At 65.7% G+C, this 18,726-nt stretch carries 15 protein-coding genes; 13 read left to right on the top strand and 2 right to left on the bottom strand.

The window, feature by feature from the left end:
- Window positions 1-166: 166 nt before the first annotated feature.
- From ACUXVA_RS18060 to ACUXVA_RS18050, 3 genes are all read left to right on the top strand, one after another.
- Window positions 167-598 (top strand): CBS domain-containing protein, encoded by a 432-nt coding sequence (locus ACUXVA_RS18060; protein ID WP_265079070.1) that lies wholly within the window; start codon window positions 167-169, stop codon window positions 596-598.
- Window positions 599-903: 305 nt separating this feature from the next.
- Window positions 904-1,899, top strand: coding sequence for an NAD(P)H-dependent flavin oxidoreductase (locus ACUXVA_RS18055; protein ID WP_445487354.1), 996 nt, complete (start codon window positions 904-906; stop codon window positions 1,897-1,899).
- Window positions 1,900-1,935: 36 nt separating this feature from the next.
- Window positions 1,936-2,910: a zinc-binding dehydrogenase gene (locus ACUXVA_RS18050; RefSeq protein ID WP_265079071.1), complete on the top strand. Its 975-nt coding sequence runs from the start codon at window positions 1,936-1,938 to the stop codon at window positions 2,908-2,910.
- Between the two features lie 120 nt (window positions 2,911-3,030).
- On the opposite strand, the gene ACUXVA_RS18045 is transcribed toward ACUXVA_RS18050, so the two are convergent.
- Window positions 3,031-4,668, bottom strand: coding sequence for a GMC family oxidoreductase (locus ACUXVA_RS18045; RefSeq protein ID WP_265079072.1), 1,638 nt, complete (start codon window positions 4,666-4,668; stop codon window positions 3,031-3,033).
- A 244-nt stretch (window positions 4,669-4,912) separates the two neighbouring features.
- On the opposite strand from ACUXVA_RS18045, the gene ACUXVA_RS18040 reads away from it, so the two are divergent.
- From ACUXVA_RS18040 to cobJ, 10 genes are all read left to right on the top strand, one after another.
- The gene (locus ACUXVA_RS18040) at window positions 4,913-7,684 is read left to right on the top strand and encodes a xanthine dehydrogenase family protein molybdopterin-binding subunit (RefSeq protein WP_265079073.1); all 2,772 of its coding nucleotides are present in this window, start codon (window positions 4,913-4,915) and stop codon (window positions 7,682-7,684) included.
- A complete protein-coding gene (locus ACUXVA_RS18035) occupies window positions 7,681-8,196 on the top strand; it encodes a (2Fe-2S)-binding protein (protein ID WP_445487351.1) in 516 nt (171 codons plus the stop codon). The genes ACUXVA_RS18040 and ACUXVA_RS18035 overlap by 4 nt, the downstream gene beginning before the upstream one ends.
- Window positions 8,197-8,237: 41 nt before the next feature.
- Complete coding sequence (locus ACUXVA_RS18030) at window positions 8,238-8,849, top strand: Isoquinoline 1-oxidoreductase subunit (protein WP_265079074.1); 612 nt, start codon at window positions 8,238-8,240, stop codon at window positions 8,847-8,849.
- 190 nt (window positions 8,850-9,039) lie between these two features.
- On the top strand, window positions 9,040-10,302 hold the full coding sequence (locus ACUXVA_RS18025; RefSeq protein WP_445487349.1) for an NAD(P)/FAD-dependent oxidoreductase: 1,263 nt from the start codon (window positions 9,040-9,042) through the stop codon (window positions 10,300-10,302).
- A 141-nt stretch (window positions 10,303-10,443) separates the two neighbouring features.
- Entirely contained in the window at window positions 10,444-11,829 is a 1,386-nt protein-coding gene (locus ACUXVA_RS18020; RefSeq protein ID WP_265079076.1) for a cation-efflux pump, read from the top strand.
- A gap of 210 nt (window positions 11,830-12,039) precedes the next feature.
- The gene (locus ACUXVA_RS18015) at window positions 12,040-14,364 is read left to right on the top strand and encodes a PAS domain-containing sensor histidine kinase (protein ID WP_445487346.1); all 2,325 of its coding nucleotides are present in this window, start codon (window positions 12,040-12,042) and stop codon (window positions 14,362-14,364) included.
- A 196-nt stretch (window positions 14,365-14,560) separates the two neighbouring features.
- Window positions 14,561-15,841 carry a precorrin-3B synthase gene (gene cobG / locus ACUXVA_RS18010; RefSeq protein ID WP_445487344.1) on the top strand — a complete coding sequence of 427 codons (1,281 nt, stop codon included), beginning with the start codon at window positions 14,561-14,563 and terminating at the stop codon, window positions 15,839-15,841.
- Window positions 15,838-16,470 (top strand): precorrin-8X methylmutase, encoded by a 633-nt coding sequence (locus ACUXVA_RS18005; protein ID WP_265079079.1) that lies wholly within the window; start codon window positions 15,838-15,840, stop codon window positions 16,468-16,470. The genes cobG and ACUXVA_RS18005 overlap by 4 nt, the downstream gene beginning before the upstream one ends.
- Window positions 16,467-17,225 carry a precorrin-2 C(20)-methyltransferase gene (locus tag ACUXVA_RS18000; RefSeq protein WP_445487341.1) on the top strand — a complete coding sequence of 253 codons (759 nt, stop codon included), beginning with the start codon at window positions 16,467-16,469 and terminating at the stop codon, window positions 17,223-17,225. The genes ACUXVA_RS18005 and ACUXVA_RS18000 overlap by 4 nt, the downstream gene beginning before the upstream one ends.
- Window positions 17,222-17,986 (top strand): precorrin-3B C(17)-methyltransferase, encoded by a 765-nt coding sequence (gene cobJ / locus ACUXVA_RS17995; protein ID WP_265079080.1) that lies wholly within the window; start codon window positions 17,222-17,224, stop codon window positions 17,984-17,986. The genes ACUXVA_RS18000 and cobJ overlap by 4 nt, the downstream gene beginning before the upstream one ends.
- On the opposite strand, the gene ACUXVA_RS17990 is transcribed toward cobJ, so the two are convergent.
- Entirely contained in the window at window positions 17,953-18,723 is a 771-nt protein-coding gene (locus ACUXVA_RS17990) for a cobalt-precorrin-6A reductase (RefSeq protein ID WP_265079081.1), read from the bottom strand. The two genes, cobJ and ACUXVA_RS17990, sit on opposite strands and share 34 nt — an antisense overlap.
- Between the last annotated feature and the right edge of the window lie 3 nt (window positions 18,724-18,726).

Raw genomic sequence — 18,726 nt, 5'->3', positions numbered from 1 at the left:
ACGAACGCTCAGCTCCGCTTGCCTCGAAGGCCAAAGGGGAAAAAACGTAAGTGGTACTGACGCTTATTCGAATTGACCCGCAGGCGTTTCGTGTTGACATCTGGCATTATGTATACCAATTTGTGGCATACAAGAACTGATCAACAACTGACCTGAGGAGGATGCGATGAAAGTCGGAGACGTCCTGCGCAAGAAGAGCACGCGCATCGCCACGGTGCGGATGAACGAGACCGTCGCCATTGCGGCCCAGCTGTTGCGAGCCGGAAACATCAGCGCGCTGGTGGTGAAGGATGTCTGCCGCACCGAAGGCAATACCGCGGTCGGTATGTTCAGCGAGCGCGACGTGGTGCGTGCCGTCGCCGAACACGGCGCGGCCGGCCTCAACCTCAAAGTATCGAACCTGATCTCGGTACAGCAGCTGATCTCCTGCCGCTCCACCGACACGCTTGAGCATGTCCGCCACCTCATGAACAAGAACCACATCCGCCACGTGCCGGTCATCGACGACCACACGCTGATCGGCGTCGTCAGCATTCGCGACATCTCGACCGCGCTTGAGCACGATGGCGTGGATGAGAAGCACGCCGCGGTGGCATAGCCCCACGACGTCGTTCCGGGGGCGCGAGAGCGAAGCTCGAGCGAACCTCAGCCGCTCTACTTGGAGCGGCGGGGAACCTCGACATGAGACGATGAACATCTCGGGATTCCCCGGCAACCCTGTTGGAGTGGCTGAGGTCTGCTCGCAACTGCCGTGCTCGCACACCGAAATGACGGCTGCGGCAACCGCCATATGTTATGGCGTGCCGGCGCTCGCCCGATGGACATTCCCTCCATCGGGCGGCATCCTCTCCCCAACAGCAAACAACGTGCGCCTTCCGTGCGCCGGAATTTTGGGGAGACCCCATGATCAAGACCCGCTTCACCGAACTCGTTGGCGTTGAGCATCCGATCGTACAGGGCGGCATGCAATGGGTGGGGCGCGCCGAACTGGTCGCCGCCGTCGCCAATGCCGGCGCCCTCGGCATGATCACCGCGCTGACCCAGCCGACTCCGGAGGACCTCACAAAAGAAATCGCGCGTTGCCGCGATCTCACCGACCGACCGTTCGGCGTGAACCTGACCATCCTGCCCTCGATCAAGCCGCCGCCCTATGCGGAATATCGCGCGGCGATCATCGAGAGCGGCATCAAGATCGTCGAGACCGCCGGTAACAAGCCGCAGGAGCACGTCACCGAATTCAAGAAGCACGGCGTCAAGGTGATCCACAAATGCACCAGCGTGCGCCATGGCCTGTCGGCCGAGCGCATGGGCGTGGATGCGATCTCAATCGACGGCTTTGAATGCGCAGGCCATCCCGGCGAGGACGACACGCCGGGCCTGATCCTGATTCCTGCGGCCGCCGACAAGATCAAAATTCCGATGATCGCATCCGGCGGGTTCGGCGACGGCCGCGGCCTCGTCGCCGCCCTGGCGCTGGGCGCCGAAGGCATCAATATGGGCACGCGCTTCATGTGCACCAAGGAGAGCCCGATCCATCAGGCCGTGAAGGAGCGCATCGTCGCCAATGACGAGCGCGAGACCGAGCTGATCTTCCGCACCATGCGCAACACCTCGCGCGTAGCGAAGAACGCGGTGAGCCAGCAGGTGGTGGCGCTGGAGAAGCAAGGCGCCACCTTCGAGCAGGTCCGCGAACTGGTTGCCGGTGCCCGCGGCAAGATGGTCTACGCCACCGGCGACGCCGAGGACGGCATCTGGTCGGCCGGCCAGGTGCAGGGCCTTATCCACGACATTCCGAGCTGCATGGAGCTGGTCTCGCGTATCGTGCGCGACGCCGAGGCCATCATCCGGTCGCGACTTGAGTCCATGCTGTCCGGCGGCCAGCGCCAAGCCGCGGAATAACTGTCACCAACCCAGCACTGAAACGAGCACGATCCGATGAAAGCCTTTGTCTACGGCGCCGATGGCGCTGCGATCACCGACGTTGCGCAACCATCACCATCGGGCACCCAGGTGCTGATCCGTGTGCGCGCCTGCGGGCTCAACCGCGCCGACCTCGGCATGACCAAGGGCCATGTCCACGGCAGCGCCGGCGGTGCCGGCACCGTGCTGGGCATGGAATGGGCGGGAGAAGTGGCTGAGCTGGGCCCGGACGCCAAAGGCGTCAAGGTCGGCGACCGCGTGATGGGCTCGGGTGCCGCGGCCTTCGCCGAATATACGCTGGCGGATCACGGTCGTGTCTTTCACATCCCGTCCAACGCGAATATGAGCCTGGAAGAGGCCGCCACCCTGCCCGTCGCCCTTACCACCATGCACAACGCGCTGGTGACCAACGGCGGCTTGCAGCCCGGCCAGTCGGTGCTGATCCAGGGCGCCAGCTCCGGCGTCGGCCTGATGGCGCTGCAGATCGCAAAGCTCAAGGGCGCGAAGACGGTCATCGGCTCCTCGACGAATGCGGAGCGACGCAGCCGGCTGCACGAGTTCGGCGCCGACCTCGCCGTCGACTCCAAAGACGCCGGTTGGGTCGACGAAGTTCTGAAGGCCACCGACGGCGAAGGCGTCGACCTCATCATCGACCAGATCTCGGGCCCGATCGCCAACCAGAACCTGAAGGCCACCAAGGTGCTCGGCCGCATCGTCAATGTCGGCCGGCTCGGCGGCACCCATGGCGACTTCAACTTCGACCTGCACGCGGCGCGCCGCATCCACTACATCGGCGTCACCTTCCGCACCCGCTCGGCACAGGAAATCCGCGATATCTTCAGCGCCGTCCGCGCCGATATCTGGCCGGCGGTGGAAGCCGGCAAGCTCAAGCTGCCGATCGACAGGGTCTATCCCTTCGCCGAGATCGGCAAGGCGTTCGACCACATGGAAGCCAATGCGCATCTCGGCAAGATCGTGGTGACGCTGTAATCGCAGTGATCGTAGGGTGGGCAAAGGCGCCCTTGCGCCGTGCCCACCATCTTACGCCGCGATTTGCATGGTGAGCACGCGTCTCCGCACTGCGCGCGGTGAAGCTTTGCCCACCCTACATCACCCCGCATCCCGCAAAATCATATCCGATGCCTTCTCGGCGATCATGATGATCGGCGCGTTGGTGTTGCCCGACACCAGATCGGGCATGATCGATCCGTCGATCACGCGCAGGCCGTCGATGCCGCGCACCCGGAGCTGCTGATCGACCACCGCCAGCGGATCGTTGCCCATGCGACACGTCGAGGTCGGATGATAGATCGTGCTACCGCGCTGCCGGCAATAGGCCAGCAGCTCGTCGTCGCTTGCCACATCGCGGCCGGGATCGATCTCGGCGACGACGAAGGGCTTCAGCGCCGGCGCGTGCAGGATTTTGCGCAGGATCTTCAAACCCTCGACATTGGCGGTCCGGTCGGTCTCGGTGGCGAGATAGTTGATGCGGATCTCCGGCGGCACGGCAGGATCGGCACTTCTGATGCGCAACGATCCGCGGCTCTCCGGGCGCAGCTGGCAGATCGAGGCCGAAAAAGCGGAGTACGGATGCAGCTTCTCGCCCATCTTGTCGGTCGAGAACGGCAGGAAGTGCACCTGAATATCCGGCGTCGCCAATCGGGGATCGGTCTTGAAGAAGGCCGCGGCGGTGCCGGCCGCAATGGTCAGCGGTCCGGTCCGAAATGCCGCATATTGCAGCCCGGTCATCATCTTGCGCAGCGGGTTGTTGACCACGTCATTCAGCGTGATGGCATTTTTGGCGCGCATGATCATGCGCACCTGCATATGGTCCTGCAAGTCGTGGCCGACACCCGGCGCGTCCAGAACCACGTCGATGCCATGCTGGCGCAGCAGGTCGGCGGGACCAATGCCGGAGAGCTGAAGCAGTTGCGGCGAATTATAGGCGCCGCTGCACACCAGCACTTCCTTGCCCGCGCGCACGGTATGAACAACGCCGTTCTGCTTGTAGGCGACGCCGACGGCGCGGCGCTCCTCGAACAGAATACGCTGGGCGTGGGCCTCGGTCTCGACGCGCAGTTTGCCTGACTTCAGCGCCGGACGCAGATAGGCCACCGCGGTGCTGGCCCGGCGGCCCCGTCGCGTCGTGGTTTGAAACATGCCGGCACCTTCCTGGGTGACGCCATTGAAGTCGGGGTTGAACGGAAGGCCGGTCTCGACCGCCGCGGCGATGAAGGCGTCGGACAGCGGGTCGGGATGCCGTGTATCGGAGACCGGCAGAGGACCTCCCGTGCCATGGAATTGATCGCCGCCGCGCTGCTGGTCCTCGGCCTTCTTGAAATACGGCAGGACGTCGTCAAAACCCCAGCCGGCATTTCCGAGCTGGCGCCAGCGATCGTAGTCCTCATGCTGGCCGCGCACATAGAGCAGCCCGTTGATCGAACTCGAACCGCCGAGCACCTTGCCGCGCGGCTGAAACACTTTGCGGCCATCCAGCCCCGGCTCCGGCTCGGTCTCGTACATCCAGTTGACGGTCTTTTCCTTGAACAACTTGCCGTAGCCAAGCGGCACGTGGATCCAGATGTTGCGGTCCTTCGGGCCAGCCTCAAGCAGCAGCACGGAATGCTTGCCGGATGCGGTCAGGCGGTTGGCGAGCACACAGCCCGCGGAACCGGCACCGACGATAACATAGTCGAATACATGAGCGGCAGAAGCTCCCGGGGACCCGGGCGCATTTGAGTTTTTCATTTTTGTTTCCCCGGCACTCCATCGGCGGAGGCACCGCGTAAAAGCTACGCAACCATCGCCCCAATCACAACACTGTCGTGCAGATGTGTAACCCGGTATTCACCATCGGGATAACTTGCCCGCCCTGTTGCCACCGCGTGCACTGTTCTATGGTGACGTGCGAATCGAGCGACTTCATATTGTGCTGCTGCGAAGCCGCGTTGCGAAGCTCCGTATCGTGTCCTCCCGAGCCAAAGGTAGAAGCATGCGCCCGTCGCGACGCGCCTTCGTGAAGTGGATGACGGCGGGCGGCATTTCGCTCAGCCTCTCGCGGCTCGCCCAAGCCGAAGATATCGCCTTCGATACGCGCGAGACGCTGCCAGGGCGCAATGCCTTCAATCCGGCGGCCAAGGGCGCCGGTCGCGTCGATGGCGTCGCCAAGGTCACCGGTGCAAAACTCTATGCATCCGATTTCCGCGCCGCGGACATGCCGGGCTGGCCCTCCACCACGTCCCACGCGGTCCTGATCCGCGCGCCTGACGCGACCCACGTCTATATCGGCATGGATCTGGCGCGCCTCACCGGCGCGATGAAGCCGACCGTGGTCGTCAGCGCGGCCGAGATCGACGGCATCGGCCTCAGCATCCCCGCTTTCTACACCGGCGACCTGTTCTGCCCGCTCGGCAAGACGCCGCTCTATATGGGGCAGCCCGTCGCGCTGCTGATCTTCGACACGTTCGATGCTTTCGACCGCGCGCGCCTTGCCCTGCGCGACAACACCTTTGTGAGATTCGGCGAGGAGACGGGCCCGGTATCGCAGCCGCCGTTCGCCGCGTTCCGTTTCACCCGGGTCGCCGGCCCCACGCCGGATGCGCCCGACGTCTATTCGCCGATCATGGCCGGCTGGGTCAGCCCTGGCAAAATCCAGAACACCGAACTGCCAGTATGGGCACCGTTCGCCAAGGAAACGACGAAGCCCTACGGCGAAGCCGCCCGCCATGGCGAGGCCATTCGCGCCGGCCTCGACGCCAGCAATCCGGACATGCTGGTGCTGGATCGCCAGTTCGATACCCAGTCGATCGATCCGATGTTCCTGGAGCCCGAAGCCGCCCTCGGCTGGTACGATGCGGGCAGCAAGCAGCTCGAACTGGTGCTCGGCGTGCAGTCGCCCTACGATACCACGGAATCGCTCGGCGAGTTGTTCGGCAAGGCAAAGGCGCCGTTCAAGCCCGCAAAAATCCATTCGAACTACGCCCATATGGGCGGCGGCTTCGGCGGTCGCGACCACACGCCGTTCGTGTTCTACATCGCGCTCGCCGCCATGTTCTTTCCGGGCCGCCCGGTACGGCTGGCCCATGATCGCTACCAGCAGTTTCAGGGCGGCATCAAGCGCCACGCCATCAAGATGCACTCGCGGATCGGCATCGACCGCAAGACCGGCAAGATCCTCGCTTTCGCCGCCGATCATGTGCTCGATGGCGGCGGCCTCGCCAACTTCTCGCCCAACGTCGCGACCGTCGCCGCCAACGCCGCGCTCGGCATCTATGACGTGCCGAAGGTCGACGTCACCACGGTGGCACTGCATTCCCGCGGCGTGACCGCCGGATCGATGCGTGGCTACGGCACGCTGCAGACCATGAGCGCCATCGAGGTGCTGGTCGACGAAGCCGCCGCCGAACTCAAACTGGATCCGATCGATTTCCGCCGCCGCAACGCGCTGAAGCAGGATGGCCGCACCCTCGCCGGCAATCGCTACATCGTCTCGGTGCGCACGCCTGAAATTCTCGATAAGCTCGAGCAGCACGCGATCTGGCAGAACCGCGTCGCCGAAAAATCAAAGGCCAAGCCCGGCTTCCTGGTCGGCACCGGCGTCGCCGTCGCCACCAAGGACTACGGCACCGGCGGCGACTGTTCCAACGGGCGCGTCGAACTCGGGCCCGACGGACACATCGCGATCTGGAACGATCACACCGAGATGGGGACCGGCGTCGGCACTGCGCTGGCCAACCGCGTGGCGCTGCACCTCGGCGGCACCTCCGATGAAGTCGCGGTCGCCCAGGTCGGCGCGTTCGATGCGCTCGGCATGATCACCTCCGGCGATTCCTACACTATGGATCAGAAGACGCAGGACGCGGCGGAGAAGAACCCGTGCTGGGTGCCGGCCATCAGTTCGGCGACTTCCGCCTCGATCGGCGCCCATGTCGGCACGCATGCACCGGCGGAAGCCGCCAAGGTGATCTTCCAGTTCGGCCTGTGGCCGGCAGCATTGCTGCTGTGGAAGATCGCGCCGACCGATCCACGCGCGAAGGAGTTCGCCAAGTCGCAGTGGAAGAACGGTGAGCTGACGTTTGCCGGGCTGCCGCCGTTGCCGCTGAAAATGCTAGCTGCCACCGCGCATGCGCGCGGCCTGGTCACCGGCGCCATGGCCCACGGCTTCTCGCGCTGGGAATGGTCGCGGGGGCGCTTCCAGCTGGGCGGCGTGCCGTACCGTGCCGAGATCGACGCGCTGGCGGTGCGCCGCGGCAACGGGCCGTTCCAACGGCTCGACCGCGTCAGCGTCAAGTTTCCGCCGACCGGCAACAACCGCATCGGCACGTCGTACACGTCGATGTGCGGCACTGCCGTGCGCGTGGAGATCGAGAAGGCCACCGGTATTCTGAGGATCGCCAAGGCCTACAGCGTGCTCGAATGCGGCCAGGCGCTGGTGCCGGAGTTGGTGCTCGGACAGGCGCAGGGCGGATTCGCCATGGGCGTCGGCTACGCGCTGCTGGAGACGCTGCCGCCGTTCGAGGGCGGCCCCGGCAACGGACAGTGGAATCTCGGGCAATATCTGATCGCGCGCGGCTCCGACCTGCCGCTGCAGGATCTGGAAATCGAGATGCTGCCGCCGCTGCCCGATGAAAAGCCAAAGGGCATTGCGGAAGTCGTCATGATCCCGGTCGTGCCGGCGCTGCTCAATGCCATCCATGACGCCACCGGCCGGCGCTTCCAGTCGCTGCCGGTGCCCCAAAGCCTGCTCAAGGGAGCGCTCGCGTGACAGCACTGAGCATCACCATCAACGGCAAGGCGCATGGTCCCACCGAGGTGCGCGACGATCTCAGCATGAACGATTTTCTGCGCGAGCATCTCGGCATGACCGGCACCAAGTTCGGCTGCGGTGCCGCGCAGTGCCTGAGTTGCGCAGTCATCGTCGACGCGCCGGACGGCACCAGCTCCACCAGCCCGACCTGCGTCGTCTCCGCGGCGAGCTTCAACGGCATGGCGATCCGCACCGTCGAGGGTCATGCGACGGACGGCGAACTGACGGTTCTGCAAAAGGCCTTCATCGAACACTTCGCGTTCCAGTGCGGCTACTGCACCGCCGGCTTCCTCAATGAGGGCCAGGTGCTGCTCGAACGCCTGGCGAAGACCCCGGTGGCGCGCGACGGGCTGGAGGCCTTGATCACCGAAGCGCTCGACGGCCACCTGTGCCGCTGCACCGGTTACATCAAGTACCATGAAGCCGTGCGCGACGTGATCCTCGCCGACCCGAAACGCTATCTCGTCTAGACAAGACCGACGGCCGCATGACCGGCATCAGGAGCGACCATATGACCGAGATGCCGGGCAAGACCGTCGCGATGATTGCCGCGCTCGCGATCGGCATGCTCACCGGCTTTGCCGCGGCCGAACCCGGATCGAACGGGCTCGCCTCGCCGCAGAGCTTTGACGGCATCGCAGACGTCAATGCGCGCTCCGCCGCGATCTTCACCGAACTTGGCAAGGTGCTGACCAATCCGCGCTGCACCAACTGCCATCCTGCCGGCGACAGGCCCTATCAAGGCGATCAGGCCAAGCTGCATCAGCCGCCGGTGGTTCGTGGCGTCGATGGCCACGGCACCGAGACCATGCGCTGCGCCAGTTGCCACCGCGCCGCGAATTTCGATCCCGCCCGCACCCCGGGCCATCCGGAGTGGCATCTCGCGCCGCTGGAAATGGCCTGGCAGGGCAAGACCGTGGCGGAGATCTGCCAGCAGATCAAAGATCCCGCCCGCAACGGCAACCGTCCGGTGGAAGCGCTGATCGATCATATCGGCAAGGACACGCTGGTGGGTTGGGCCTGGCACCCGGGCTTCGGCCGCACGCCGGCGCCGGGCACGCAGGAACGGGCCGGCGCGCTGGTGACGGCCTGGGTCAAGACTGGCGCCGCTTGCCCGAACTAGTCTATCTGCCGAAACGCACGTCGTTGCTGCACCCCACCTGTGCAGTGCAGCGCGTTGACTCAGCCGGGCCGAACCTGAAACAACCCGGGATCAGCCGCGGGCAGCGGCGCGCCGTTGCGCCGCCTGCTCTCTCGCCGGCATTCGGCCATGAGGCACCGCCTCGACCGCCGATTCAGCAAGGGTTCTGCATATGACCACGGACAGACCGGATTCATCTGTCGATACGATCGTGCTCGGCGCCGGCATTGTCGGCGTCTCGGTGGCGGCACATGTGGCGAAACGCGGCCGCTCGGTGGTGCTGGTCGATCGTCGCCTGCCGGGTGAAGAATGCTCGTTCGGCAACGGCGGATTGATCCAGCGCGAAGGCGTTTTCCCGCATGCATTTCCGCACAGCATCCCGGATATCCTCCGCTACGGCATGAACCGGCAGAACGACGTCCGCTACCATCCCCTGGCACTTCTGCAGGTAGCGCCGTTCCTGTTTTCGTACTGGAAGAATTCGAGCCCGCAGAAATATCTGAGCCTGGTCCGGCAATACGCCAAGCTGATCGAGCACAGCGTGGCAGAGCATCAGGCGCTTGCCGCAGCCGCCGACGCCTCGCATCTGCTCAAAAGCGGCGGATGGCTCCGGGCGTTCCGCACACACAAGGCCCGCGATACCCGGCTGAAGCAGGCCGAGGTCATGCGCAGCGAATTCGGCCTGAACTATCGCAGCCTCGACGCAGTTGGCCTGCAGCAGGAGGAGCCCTATCTCGCGCCGGAGATGGTCGGCGCCATCGACTGGACCGATCCGTTCCGGATCGAGAGCCCGCATGCGCTGACCATGGCGTACTTCGCGCTGTTTCAGAAGCTGGGCGGACAATTCGTCCAGGGCGATGCCCGGACCTTCGCGGCAGACGGAGGGGGCTGGCAGGTGACGACCGCCCATGGCGTCGTCCGTGCCGGCAGCGCGGTAGTGGCGCTCGGCGCATGGGCGCCGGATCTCACTATGGCGCTCGGCTACAATCTGCCGCTGGCAGCGAAGCGCGGCTATCATATGCACTACAGCCCGGCCGGCGACGCCAGGCTGAACCGCCCGGTGCTCGACACCGAGGGCGGTTATCTGCTGTCGCCCAATGTGCGCGGTATTCGTCTCACAACCGGCATCGAGTTCGCGCTGCCCAATGCGCCGCGCACGCCGGTTCAGCTCGGCGTGGTCGAGCCGCTGGCCCGCGCGCTGTTTCCGCTGGCCGATCGTGTCGATCCGGAGCCGTGGATGGGGCTGCGGCCCTGCACGCCCGACATGTTGCCGATCATCGGGCCCGCGCCACGGCATGCCGGGCTGTGGTTTGCGTTCGGCCATGCGCATCACGGGCTGACGCTGGGACCGGTGACGGGTCGTCTCATCGCCGAGATGATGACCAACGAAACGCCGTTCGTCGATCCCGCTCCGTTCGCTGCCGGACGTTTCTGATCGGCCACGTCAGCTTCGTGACAACACATTGAAGAAAAACGTACGGTTCGAGCGCTCGCAAGAATCGGACCTCAACTGCGACTAAGTTGCAGTTGCGAACACGCGCGTTGACGTCGGCCGACGGGCTGATAAACCGCGCCCATGAGCACCCCCACCATCACCCAGACCAAGACGCGCGTCGCCGTCATCTCGATCTTTGCCAGCGCCAGCATGACGGCGGCGAAGCTGATTGTCGGCATTGCCATCGGGAGTCTGTCGCTGATCTCCGAAGCGCTGCACAGTGCTGTCGATGTCGTGGCGACGGTCATCACATGGCTGGTGGTGCGTGTGTCCGATCGGCCCGCCGACGACGAGCATCATTACGGTCACGGCAAGATCGAGAGCCTGTCGGCGCTCGGCGTCATTGCCATGCTCTACGTGCTGGCCGGCGGCATTCTGGTGCAGGCCTTCAGTCATCTGCGCGAAGGCGCTCCGCCGCCGACATTGTCGGCGCTGCCGTTCGTGGTGCTGCTGGTCGATATCGCGGTGAACTTCTGGCGCGCCCGCGCTCTGCACAGCGCAGCGCGCGACACCAAGAGCCAGGCGCTGGCCGCCGACGCCCTGCATTTTGCCTCCGACGTGCTCGGCTCCGGCGCCGTGATCATCGGCCTGACGCTGTCCGCTTTCGGCTATGCATGGGGCGACGCCGCGGCCGCCATCGGCGTTGCCGTCGTGATCTCGCTGCTCGGCCTGCGGCTGGCGCGCTCGACCGTGGAGACCCTGCTCGACCGTGCGCCGGAAGGCGCCGCCGAAAAGGCGTCGGCGGCCATTGCCGCCGTGCCTGGCGTCGTCGACATCGAACGGCTGCGCGTCCGCATGGTGGGGACCATCCATTTCATCGATGCCATCGTCCACGTGCCCCGGATCTATCCGATCGACCGCATCGAGGACATCAAGCGCAAGGCGCAGGAGGCCGTCAGCCGCGTGCTCGACGATGCCGACCTGACTTTCACCGCCGTCCCGATCGCCGGCGACAACGAGAGCATTCGCGAGCGGATCATGGTCATCGCACGCAATTCGGGCGTCGCAATTCATCACGTCACCGTTCACGACCTCGGCGGCCGGCTCACGGTCAGCATCGATCTCGAGGTCGACGGCGAGATGCCGCTCAACGCGGCGCACGACATCGCCCATGAACTGGAGCGCAATATCCGCGACGAGTTCGGCGCGGACGCCGAGGTCGACACCCACATCGAACCGCTGCAGCCGGATCTGCCGCTAGGCACCGACGTGGCACCGGCGCGTGCCGAACAGATCAGCCAGGCGCTGGCGCGGTTCGCAGCCGGCGGCGCCATCAACGACATCCACAACGTGCGGGTGCGCGATACCGACGCCGGCGAGATCGTGAACTTCCATTGCCGGGCCGCGCCGACCATGAGCGTGATCGATGTCCACAATGGCGTCGACGAGATCGAGCGCGCTTTGCGCGGCGCATTCCCCAGCGTGAAGCGCGTGATCAGTCACGCCGAACCGCAACGCAACGCCTGAACACGCGGCGTTCCTGTTTCGGACTCATCAACGTCCGTATGATCACGAGCTGATCGCATAAATTTTCCCTTGGATAGAATTTATTTCACGTTAACGTTTCGTTGACTCTCGACAGCCCGGGCAATCTGGATTCAAATGAATCCGTTGATTCGAAGCGACGGGGCAGTCTTTTCGGTCAGAGTTCAGCGACAAAGCCGAGGGGGCTAAGCTATGGCGCGCGCACACGCGGCGAGCGCGTGCGTCCAATCCGATTCGATCAAGGGATTGGCGCAGTCGATCGCGAAACCGGCCTATCATAGGCTATTGATTGCGGAGCCGGCGCTCCGCCGCGCAGTGCCGACACTGATCATTGCATTTCTCATCACCATTTTCTTTGGCGCCTTCGTGCAGGTCCTGGATCAGGGCCGCCAGAAGCAGGCTTCCACCAAGCGCGACATGGCTGCGCTGGCCGACCTGCTCGGCGAGCGGCTTGAGCGCGTCGGCGCCGCGCAGCTGGACCGTGCAGCATCGAGCGAACGACTGCAGGCCGCGCTGCCCGGTCTCATTCCGTCATGGGGCATCGCAGCAGGTCGCCACGTCGTCATCATCGGCGCCGATCTTCGCATCCTCGCCCGGGTCCCGATCGACGTGCCGCTCGGCGACACCAGCCGCATCCTAGACGCTCTGAGCGCGACCCAGTCGGTCACCCCGCAAAGCCAGCACGCCGACGCCGTCGAAGTCACCCTTCCCGGCGGCAACCACGCGCTTGCCATCCAGCGCATCGTCAAGTCGCTGCCGGGCCGGCTAGTCATTGTGCAGGAAAACAACGAATCGATCTGGCGCTCCGATGCGGCGCTTGCCATCACGCTGTCGGCCACCACCGGCTTCGTCGTGCTGATCCTCGGCTTTGCCTTTCACTGGCAATCGACCCGCGCCCGCGAGGGCGACGCCATCAACGATGCCGTGCGCGGCCGCATCGACACTGCGCTCAACCGCGGTCGCTGCGGATTGTGGGACTGGGACCTGTCGCGCGGACGGATCTTCTGGTCGCAGTCGATGTTCACCATGCTCGGACTGGACAGCCGCAGCGACCTGCTGACCTTCGGCGAGGTCAACGCGCTGGTGAAGTCCGACGACATCGACCTGTTCGAGATCGCCGACCAGTTGATCTCCTCGCAGCTCAGCCACATCGACCAGACCTTCCGCATGCAGCACAGCAACGGCCACTGGATCTGGCTGCGGGTGCGCTGCGAACTCAGCCAGGGCCCCGGCGACAACGGCCAGCACCTGATCGGTATCGCTGTCGACATCACTGAGCAGAAAAGCCTCGCCGAAAAGACGGTCGAGGCCGACCTTCGGCTGCGCGACGCCATCGAGACCATTCCGGAAGCCTTCGTGCTGTGGGATGCCGAAGATCGTCTGGTTCTCTGCAACTCGCACTTCCAGCGGCTGCACAAGCTGCCGGATTCCGCGGTCACGCCCGGCACCTCGTATGAGACGGTACTTGAAGTCGGCAGCATGCCGGAAGTGCGCACCCGCCTCGCCGAATCCAGCGCCCACGCCCCCGGCGCGCGCACCTTCGAGGCCCAGATCGAGAATGGCGGCTGGCTGCATATCAGCGAGCGCCGCACCAAGGACGGCGGCTATGTGTCGGTCGGCACCGACATCACCCGCATCAAGGAACACGAGCAGAAGCTGGTCGACAACGATCTGCGGCTGCGCGCCACGGTCATCGATCTCAAGCACTCGCAGACCACGCTGGAACAGCAGGCGCTCGAACTCGCCGACCTCGCACAGAAATACTCGGACGAGAAAAACCGCGCCGAGGAAGCCAACCAGACCAAGTCAAAGTTTCTCGCCAATATGAGTCATGAGCTGCGCACCCCGCTCAACGCCATCATCGGCTTCTCCGAAATCATGGGCAGCGGCATGTTCGGCACGCTCGGATCGGAAAAATACCAGGAATACTGCCACGACATTCTCACCAGCGGTCACTACCTGCTGGAAGTCATCAACGACATTCTCGACATGTCGAAGATCGAGGCCGGCCGCATGAAGCTGGACCTGGAGCGCCTAGATCTGGCCAAGACCCTTTCGGAATCGCTGCGCGTGGTGTCCGGCCGCGCCGACGACAAGCAACTGACGCTGCGCTCGGACATCGAAGCCGACCTCGCGGTTGTTGCCGACCGCCGCGCCATCAAGCAGATCCTGGTGAACCTGCTGTCGAATGCGGTGAAGTTCACGCCGGACGGCGGCAAGGTCGAGGTCCGCGCGCGCGTGCTGCGCGACTCCGTGGTGCTGATGATCGCCGACACCGGCATCGGCATTGCCCCGCATTCGTTGCGGCGCCTCGGCAAACCGTTCGAGCAGGTCGAGAGCCAGCCGACCAAGACCTATCACGGCTCCGGGCTTGGCCTCGCCATTGCCAAGTCGCTGACCAACCTGCATGGCGGTTCGATGCGGCTGCGCTCCAAGCTCGGCACCGGCACGGTGGTCTGCGTGACCCTGCCGCGCGAAGGCCGGACAGCGGCGAACCCGATTTCCGAAGCCGCCTAAAGACCGGCTCGCCAGCGGCACGCCCCGGCCGCCTCGGAACCCGCCGCAGGGTTGCTCGCGGACATCCCTTCTATCGGCTCGATTCGACCGCCAGCGCCAGTTAGCGTAATTGTCGGCCAAATTGGAGCGGCCTTGCCACTGGCGCAGGGCGTCGCTCACCCGCCGAGCGGCGAAGACGGACAGAAACGAGCGGAATTTGGACGCGATCGAAATCAAGGGCTGGTGCCCGGGCGCCTTGCGGCCGATGCCGAGCGGCGACGGCCTGATCGTGCGCGTCCGGCCGCTGTTCGGCCGGCTCGGCGTGGACGACCTGTCCGCGCTCGGCGAGGCCGCCGCGCGGTTCGGCAACGGCCAGCTCGATCTGACGCGCCGCGCCAACCTGCAGATCCGCGGCGTCAGCAGGGCGGCGCTGGCGCCGTTGCAGCAGGGGATCCGGCGCATGGGATTGCTCGACAGCGATGCCGACGGCGAATCGGTGCGCAACGTCATGATCAATCCCACTGCCGGCATCGACCCGAGCGAAGTTTTGGACGTGCGCGAGGTTGCCGCTGCACTCACGAGAACGCTCATGGCGCGCGCGTCGCTGTGGTCGCTGCCGGGCAAGTTTGGCTTCATCGTGGATGGCGGCGGCGCGCTGGACCTGTCGGGCGAGCGCGCCGATATTCGCCTCGCTGCGGTCCGGGTGGATGCAGCGCCCATGCTCGCGGTCGGCCTGGACCGCCGCGGCGGCACGCTCTGGCTCGGCACGGTGACGCCGGACAGCGCCGCGGACGCCTGCATCGCAATCGCGACCGCTTATCTCGACGTGACCCAGCCCACGCAGCGGCGGCGCATGCGCGAACTATCCGAGACCGACGTCGCCGCGATCCGTTCGGTTGTAGCAGCGCGGCTTGGTCCGCGGCCCGATCGGCCGCCAGTCCCTGCACCGATCGCGCCCCGTCGCGTCGGTGCGTTCGATTTCGGCAACGGCCGCTTTGCCGTCGGCTTGGCGATGCCGTTCGGGCACATCGAGCATAACCAGATTCGGACGCTTGTGGCGGCTTTGACATCGGCCGGCGTCAGCGAGGTCAGACTCTCGCCCTGGCGCGTCCTCTACGCACAAGTCCCCGATGCGCCGTCCGCGCGGCGTCTGCTCGATAGCGCCGCCGGATGGATCGTCGCGGCGGACGATCCGCTGCTGCGCATCGAGGCCTGCCCCGGCGCGCCGTCCTGCGCATCGACGACGCTCAACACCCGGGCCATCGCGCGCCGGCTGGCGCCGCATCTCCCTGGCGGCTTCACCGGCAACATCCACGTGTCCGGCTGCGCCAAGGGCTGCGCCCGGTCGGCGCCGTCCGATCTGGTTCTGGTCGGCACCGGCGACCGCTTCGGCATCGTGCGCAACGGCACGGCGCGCGACCCGTTCTCCGAGTCCGTATCGGCATCCGAACTCGCGGCATTCCTCGACCGGATCTTTCGCTCCATGGCAACAGCATGACTGAACCGCACAACTACATTCGCGATGGCGAGGAAATCTATCGCAACTCCTTCGCCATCATCCGCACCGAATCCGATCTGGCGCGGTTCAACGCCGTGGAAGAGCGCGTTGCGGTGCGTATCATCCATGCCTGCGGCATGCCCGATATCGTCGACGACATCGAGATGTCGGCAACCTTCGCGGATCGTGCCCGCGCCGCGTTGCATGACGGCGCGCCCATCCTGTGCGACGCCAACATGGTGGCGCAGGGCATCACCCGCAAACGGCTGCCGCGCGACAACGAGGTGATCTGTACCCTCTCCGACCCCTCGGTTGCCGGCCTCGCCGCGCAACTCGGCAACACGCGCTCCGCAGCGGCGCTGGAACTATGGCGCCCGCGTCTCGCCGGCGCGGTGGTGGCCATCGGCAATGCGCCGACCGCCCTGTTCTATCTGCTCGAGATGCTCGATCGCGGCGCGCCGCTGCCGGCTGCGGTGATCGGCGTACCGGTCGGCTTTGTCGGCGCCGCCGAATCCAAGCAGGCGTTGGCCCTGCAGGCCCATGTGCCGTTTCTTGTGGTCCACGGCCGCCGTGGCGGCAGCGCCATGGCCGTGGCAGCCATCAATGCCCTGGCGAGCGACCGCGAATGACAACCATCGAAAGCCTCGCGGGCCGCGCCGCTGCGGGGACATTGTACGGCATCGGCGTCGGACCGGGTGACCTGCGCTACATCACGCTGCGCGCTGCAGCCCTGGTGCAGAGCGTCGACGTGGTGGCATTCTTTGCCAAGCGCGGCCTGCAGGGCAATGCGCGCGGCATTGTCGCGCCGTTGATCGCCGCCGGGCGCCACGAATTGCGACTTGAATATCCGGTGACCGACGAAGTCCCCACCCATGATGCCGCGTATCGCGAGCCGATCGCCCGCTTCTACGAAGAGAGCGGCGATCTGCTGGCCGCGCAGCCGCGGCAGGGCAAATCGGTCGGGCTGCTGGCCGAGGGCGATCCGTTCTTCTACGGCTCGTTCATGCATATGTGGCGCCGTCTCGACACGCTATTCCCGATCGAGGTCGTGCCCGGCGTCACCGGCATGTCGGGCGCGTGGACCCGCGCCAATGCACCGATCACCTGGGGCGACGATGTGCTGACCGTGCTGCCCGGCACGCTCGACGAGGCGCAGCCGACGCGGCGGCTCGGCGACACCGACGCCGCCGTGATCATGAAGGTCGGCAAGAACCTCGAAAAAATCCGCCGCGCCGTCACGGCCGCCGGGCTTCTGGAGCGCGCGATCTATGTGGTGCGCGGCACCATGGCCGAACAGCGCATCATGCCGCTGGCGGATTGCAACGATGCCACGGCGCCATATTTTTCCATGGTGCTGATTCCCGGGCAGGGGCGACGGCTGTGAGCGGCTCCCTCGTCATCATCGGCCTCGGCCCGGGCTCGCCCGACTATCTCACGCCGTCGGCGGCGCGGGCGCTGGCTGTCGCCACCGACCTGATCGGCTACAGCGTCTATATCGATCGCATTCCCGTCAATGATCCCGCGCAGGTGCGTCACGGCACCGGCAACCGCGTCGAGGCCGATCGCGCGCGCCATGCGCTTGAGCTTGCGGTCGGAGGCCGCCATGTCGCCGTGGTGTCGGGCGGCGATCCGGGCGTGTTCGCCATGGCCGCTGCGGTCTTCGAGGCGATCGAGGCCGGCGATCCCGCCTGGCGGCAGCTCGACATCCGGGTCGAACCGGGCATCACCGCGATGCTCGCTGCGGCAGCCGAAGTCGGTGCGCCGCTCGGCGGCGACTTCTGCGCCATCTCGCTGTCCGACAATCTGAAATCCTGGGAGACCATCGCCAAAAGGCTCGCAGCAGCCGCCGATGGCGACTTCGTCATCGCGTTCTACAACCCGGCCTCGTCCGCACGGCCGCACCAGATCGGGCTCGCCTTCGAGCTGTTGCGCGCCAGGAAGGCGCCGGAGACCGTGGTGCTGCTGATCCGTAACGCCGCCATGCCCGATGTCCGCGTCGTCGTCACCACGCTGGCAGAGGTCGATGCCGCCTTGGTCGACATGCGCACGCTGGTGATCGTCGGCGCCTCCACAACCCGGCTGCTGGCGCGCGACGGCAAGACGCCGTGGGTCTACACGCCGCGCGCCGAACGCGACAGACTGTGATGCAGCCGTTGCTCAAGCCAGGGAATTGCGGCGGCTGGACTGGCAAGCCAATCGCCACGCGGCTTGTGCGGACGCGCTATCATCACCACCGGAATCCCGCGTTCGCGCGCCGCGACGATTTTCGCATAGGCGGCACCGCCACCCGAATTTTTCGATACGATCACCTCGACCTGTTCGTCGTCGAGCAGCGCCGCCTCAGACGCCAGATCGAACGGCCCGCGCGCCAACCGCACATGGAGATCGGGCGGCAGCGCGATATCGCCAGGCGGATCGACCATGCGGGCGACGTAGTGGTGCTGCGGCGCGGCCGCGAAGGCGCTGAGTTCGAGTCGCCCTACCGTCAGCAACACCCGGCGCGGCGCCGCTCCGAGCGCCCCCACGGCGTCCGTGACGCTGTCGACGCTGCGCCAGTCATCGCCGGGCACTGGCTGCCATGCCGGCCGGTCGATCGACGTCAGCGGAATCCCGAGCTGCGCGCAGGCAGCCACGGCATGGGCCGACATCTGCGCGGCAAAGGGATGGGTGGCGTCGATCACCGCCTCGGTGCCATGCTCGCGCAGCCAAGCTTTGAGACCATCGACACCGCCGAAGCCGCCGCTCCGCAGCGGCACCGCCTGCGCCCGGGGATTCAGGGTACGTCCTGCCAGCGACAGGATCGCATCGAAGCGGCCGTCGGCCGCGAGCAGCGGCGACAATTCGGACGCTTCGGTGGAGCCGCCGAGAACGAGAACACGCATCGG

This window comes from Rhodopseudomonas sp. RCAM05734, assembly GCF_052658035.1.
The sequence above is the reverse complement of the archived record's forward strand: the minus strand, read 5'-3'. Positions and strand labels throughout refer to the sequence as shown.

Coding starts and splice junctions, on each gene's coding strand:
- ACUXVA_RS18030 (WP_265079074.1), top strand. CDS start 8,238: ATGACCGAGATGCCGGGCAAGACCGTCGCGATGATTGCCGCGCTCGCG.
- ACUXVA_RS18020 (WP_265079076.1), top strand. CDS start 10,444: ATGAGCACCCCCACCATCACCCAGACCAAGACGCGCGTCGCCGTCATC.
- ACUXVA_RS18050 (WP_265079071.1), top strand. CDS start 1,936: ATGAAAGCCTTTGTCTACGGCGCCGATGGCGCTGCGATCACCGACGTT.
- ACUXVA_RS18005 (WP_265079079.1), top strand. CDS start 15,838: ATGACTGAACCGCACAACTACATTCGCGATGGCGAGGAAATCTATCGC.
- ACUXVA_RS18040 (WP_265079073.1), top strand. CDS start 4,913: ATGCGCCCGTCGCGACGCGCCTTCGTGAAGTGGATGACGGCGGGCGGC.
- ACUXVA_RS18060 (WP_265079070.1), top strand. CDS start 167: ATGAAAGTCGGAGACGTCCTGCGCAAGAAGAGCACGCGCATCGCCACG.
- ACUXVA_RS17990 (WP_265079081.1), bottom strand. CDS start 18,723: ATGCGTGTTCTCGTTCTCGGCGGCTCCACCGAAGCGTCCGAATTGTCG.
- ACUXVA_RS18055 (WP_445487354.1), top strand. CDS start 904: ATGATCAAGACCCGCTTCACCGAACTCGTTGGCGTTGAGCATCCGATC.
- ACUXVA_RS18025 (WP_445487349.1), top strand. CDS start 9,040: ATGACCACGGACAGACCGGATTCATCTGTCGATACGATCGTGCTCGGC.
- ACUXVA_RS18000 (WP_445487341.1), top strand. CDS start 16,467: ATGACAACCATCGAAAGCCTCGCGGGCCGCGCCGCTGCGGGGACATTG.
- ACUXVA_RS18015 (WP_445487346.1), top strand. CDS start 12,040: ATGGCGCGCGCACACGCGGCGAGCGCGTGCGTCCAATCCGATTCGATC.
- ACUXVA_RS18045 (WP_265079072.1), bottom strand. CDS start 4,668: ATGAAAAACTCAAATGCGCCCGGGTCCCCGGGAGCTTCTGCCGCTCAT.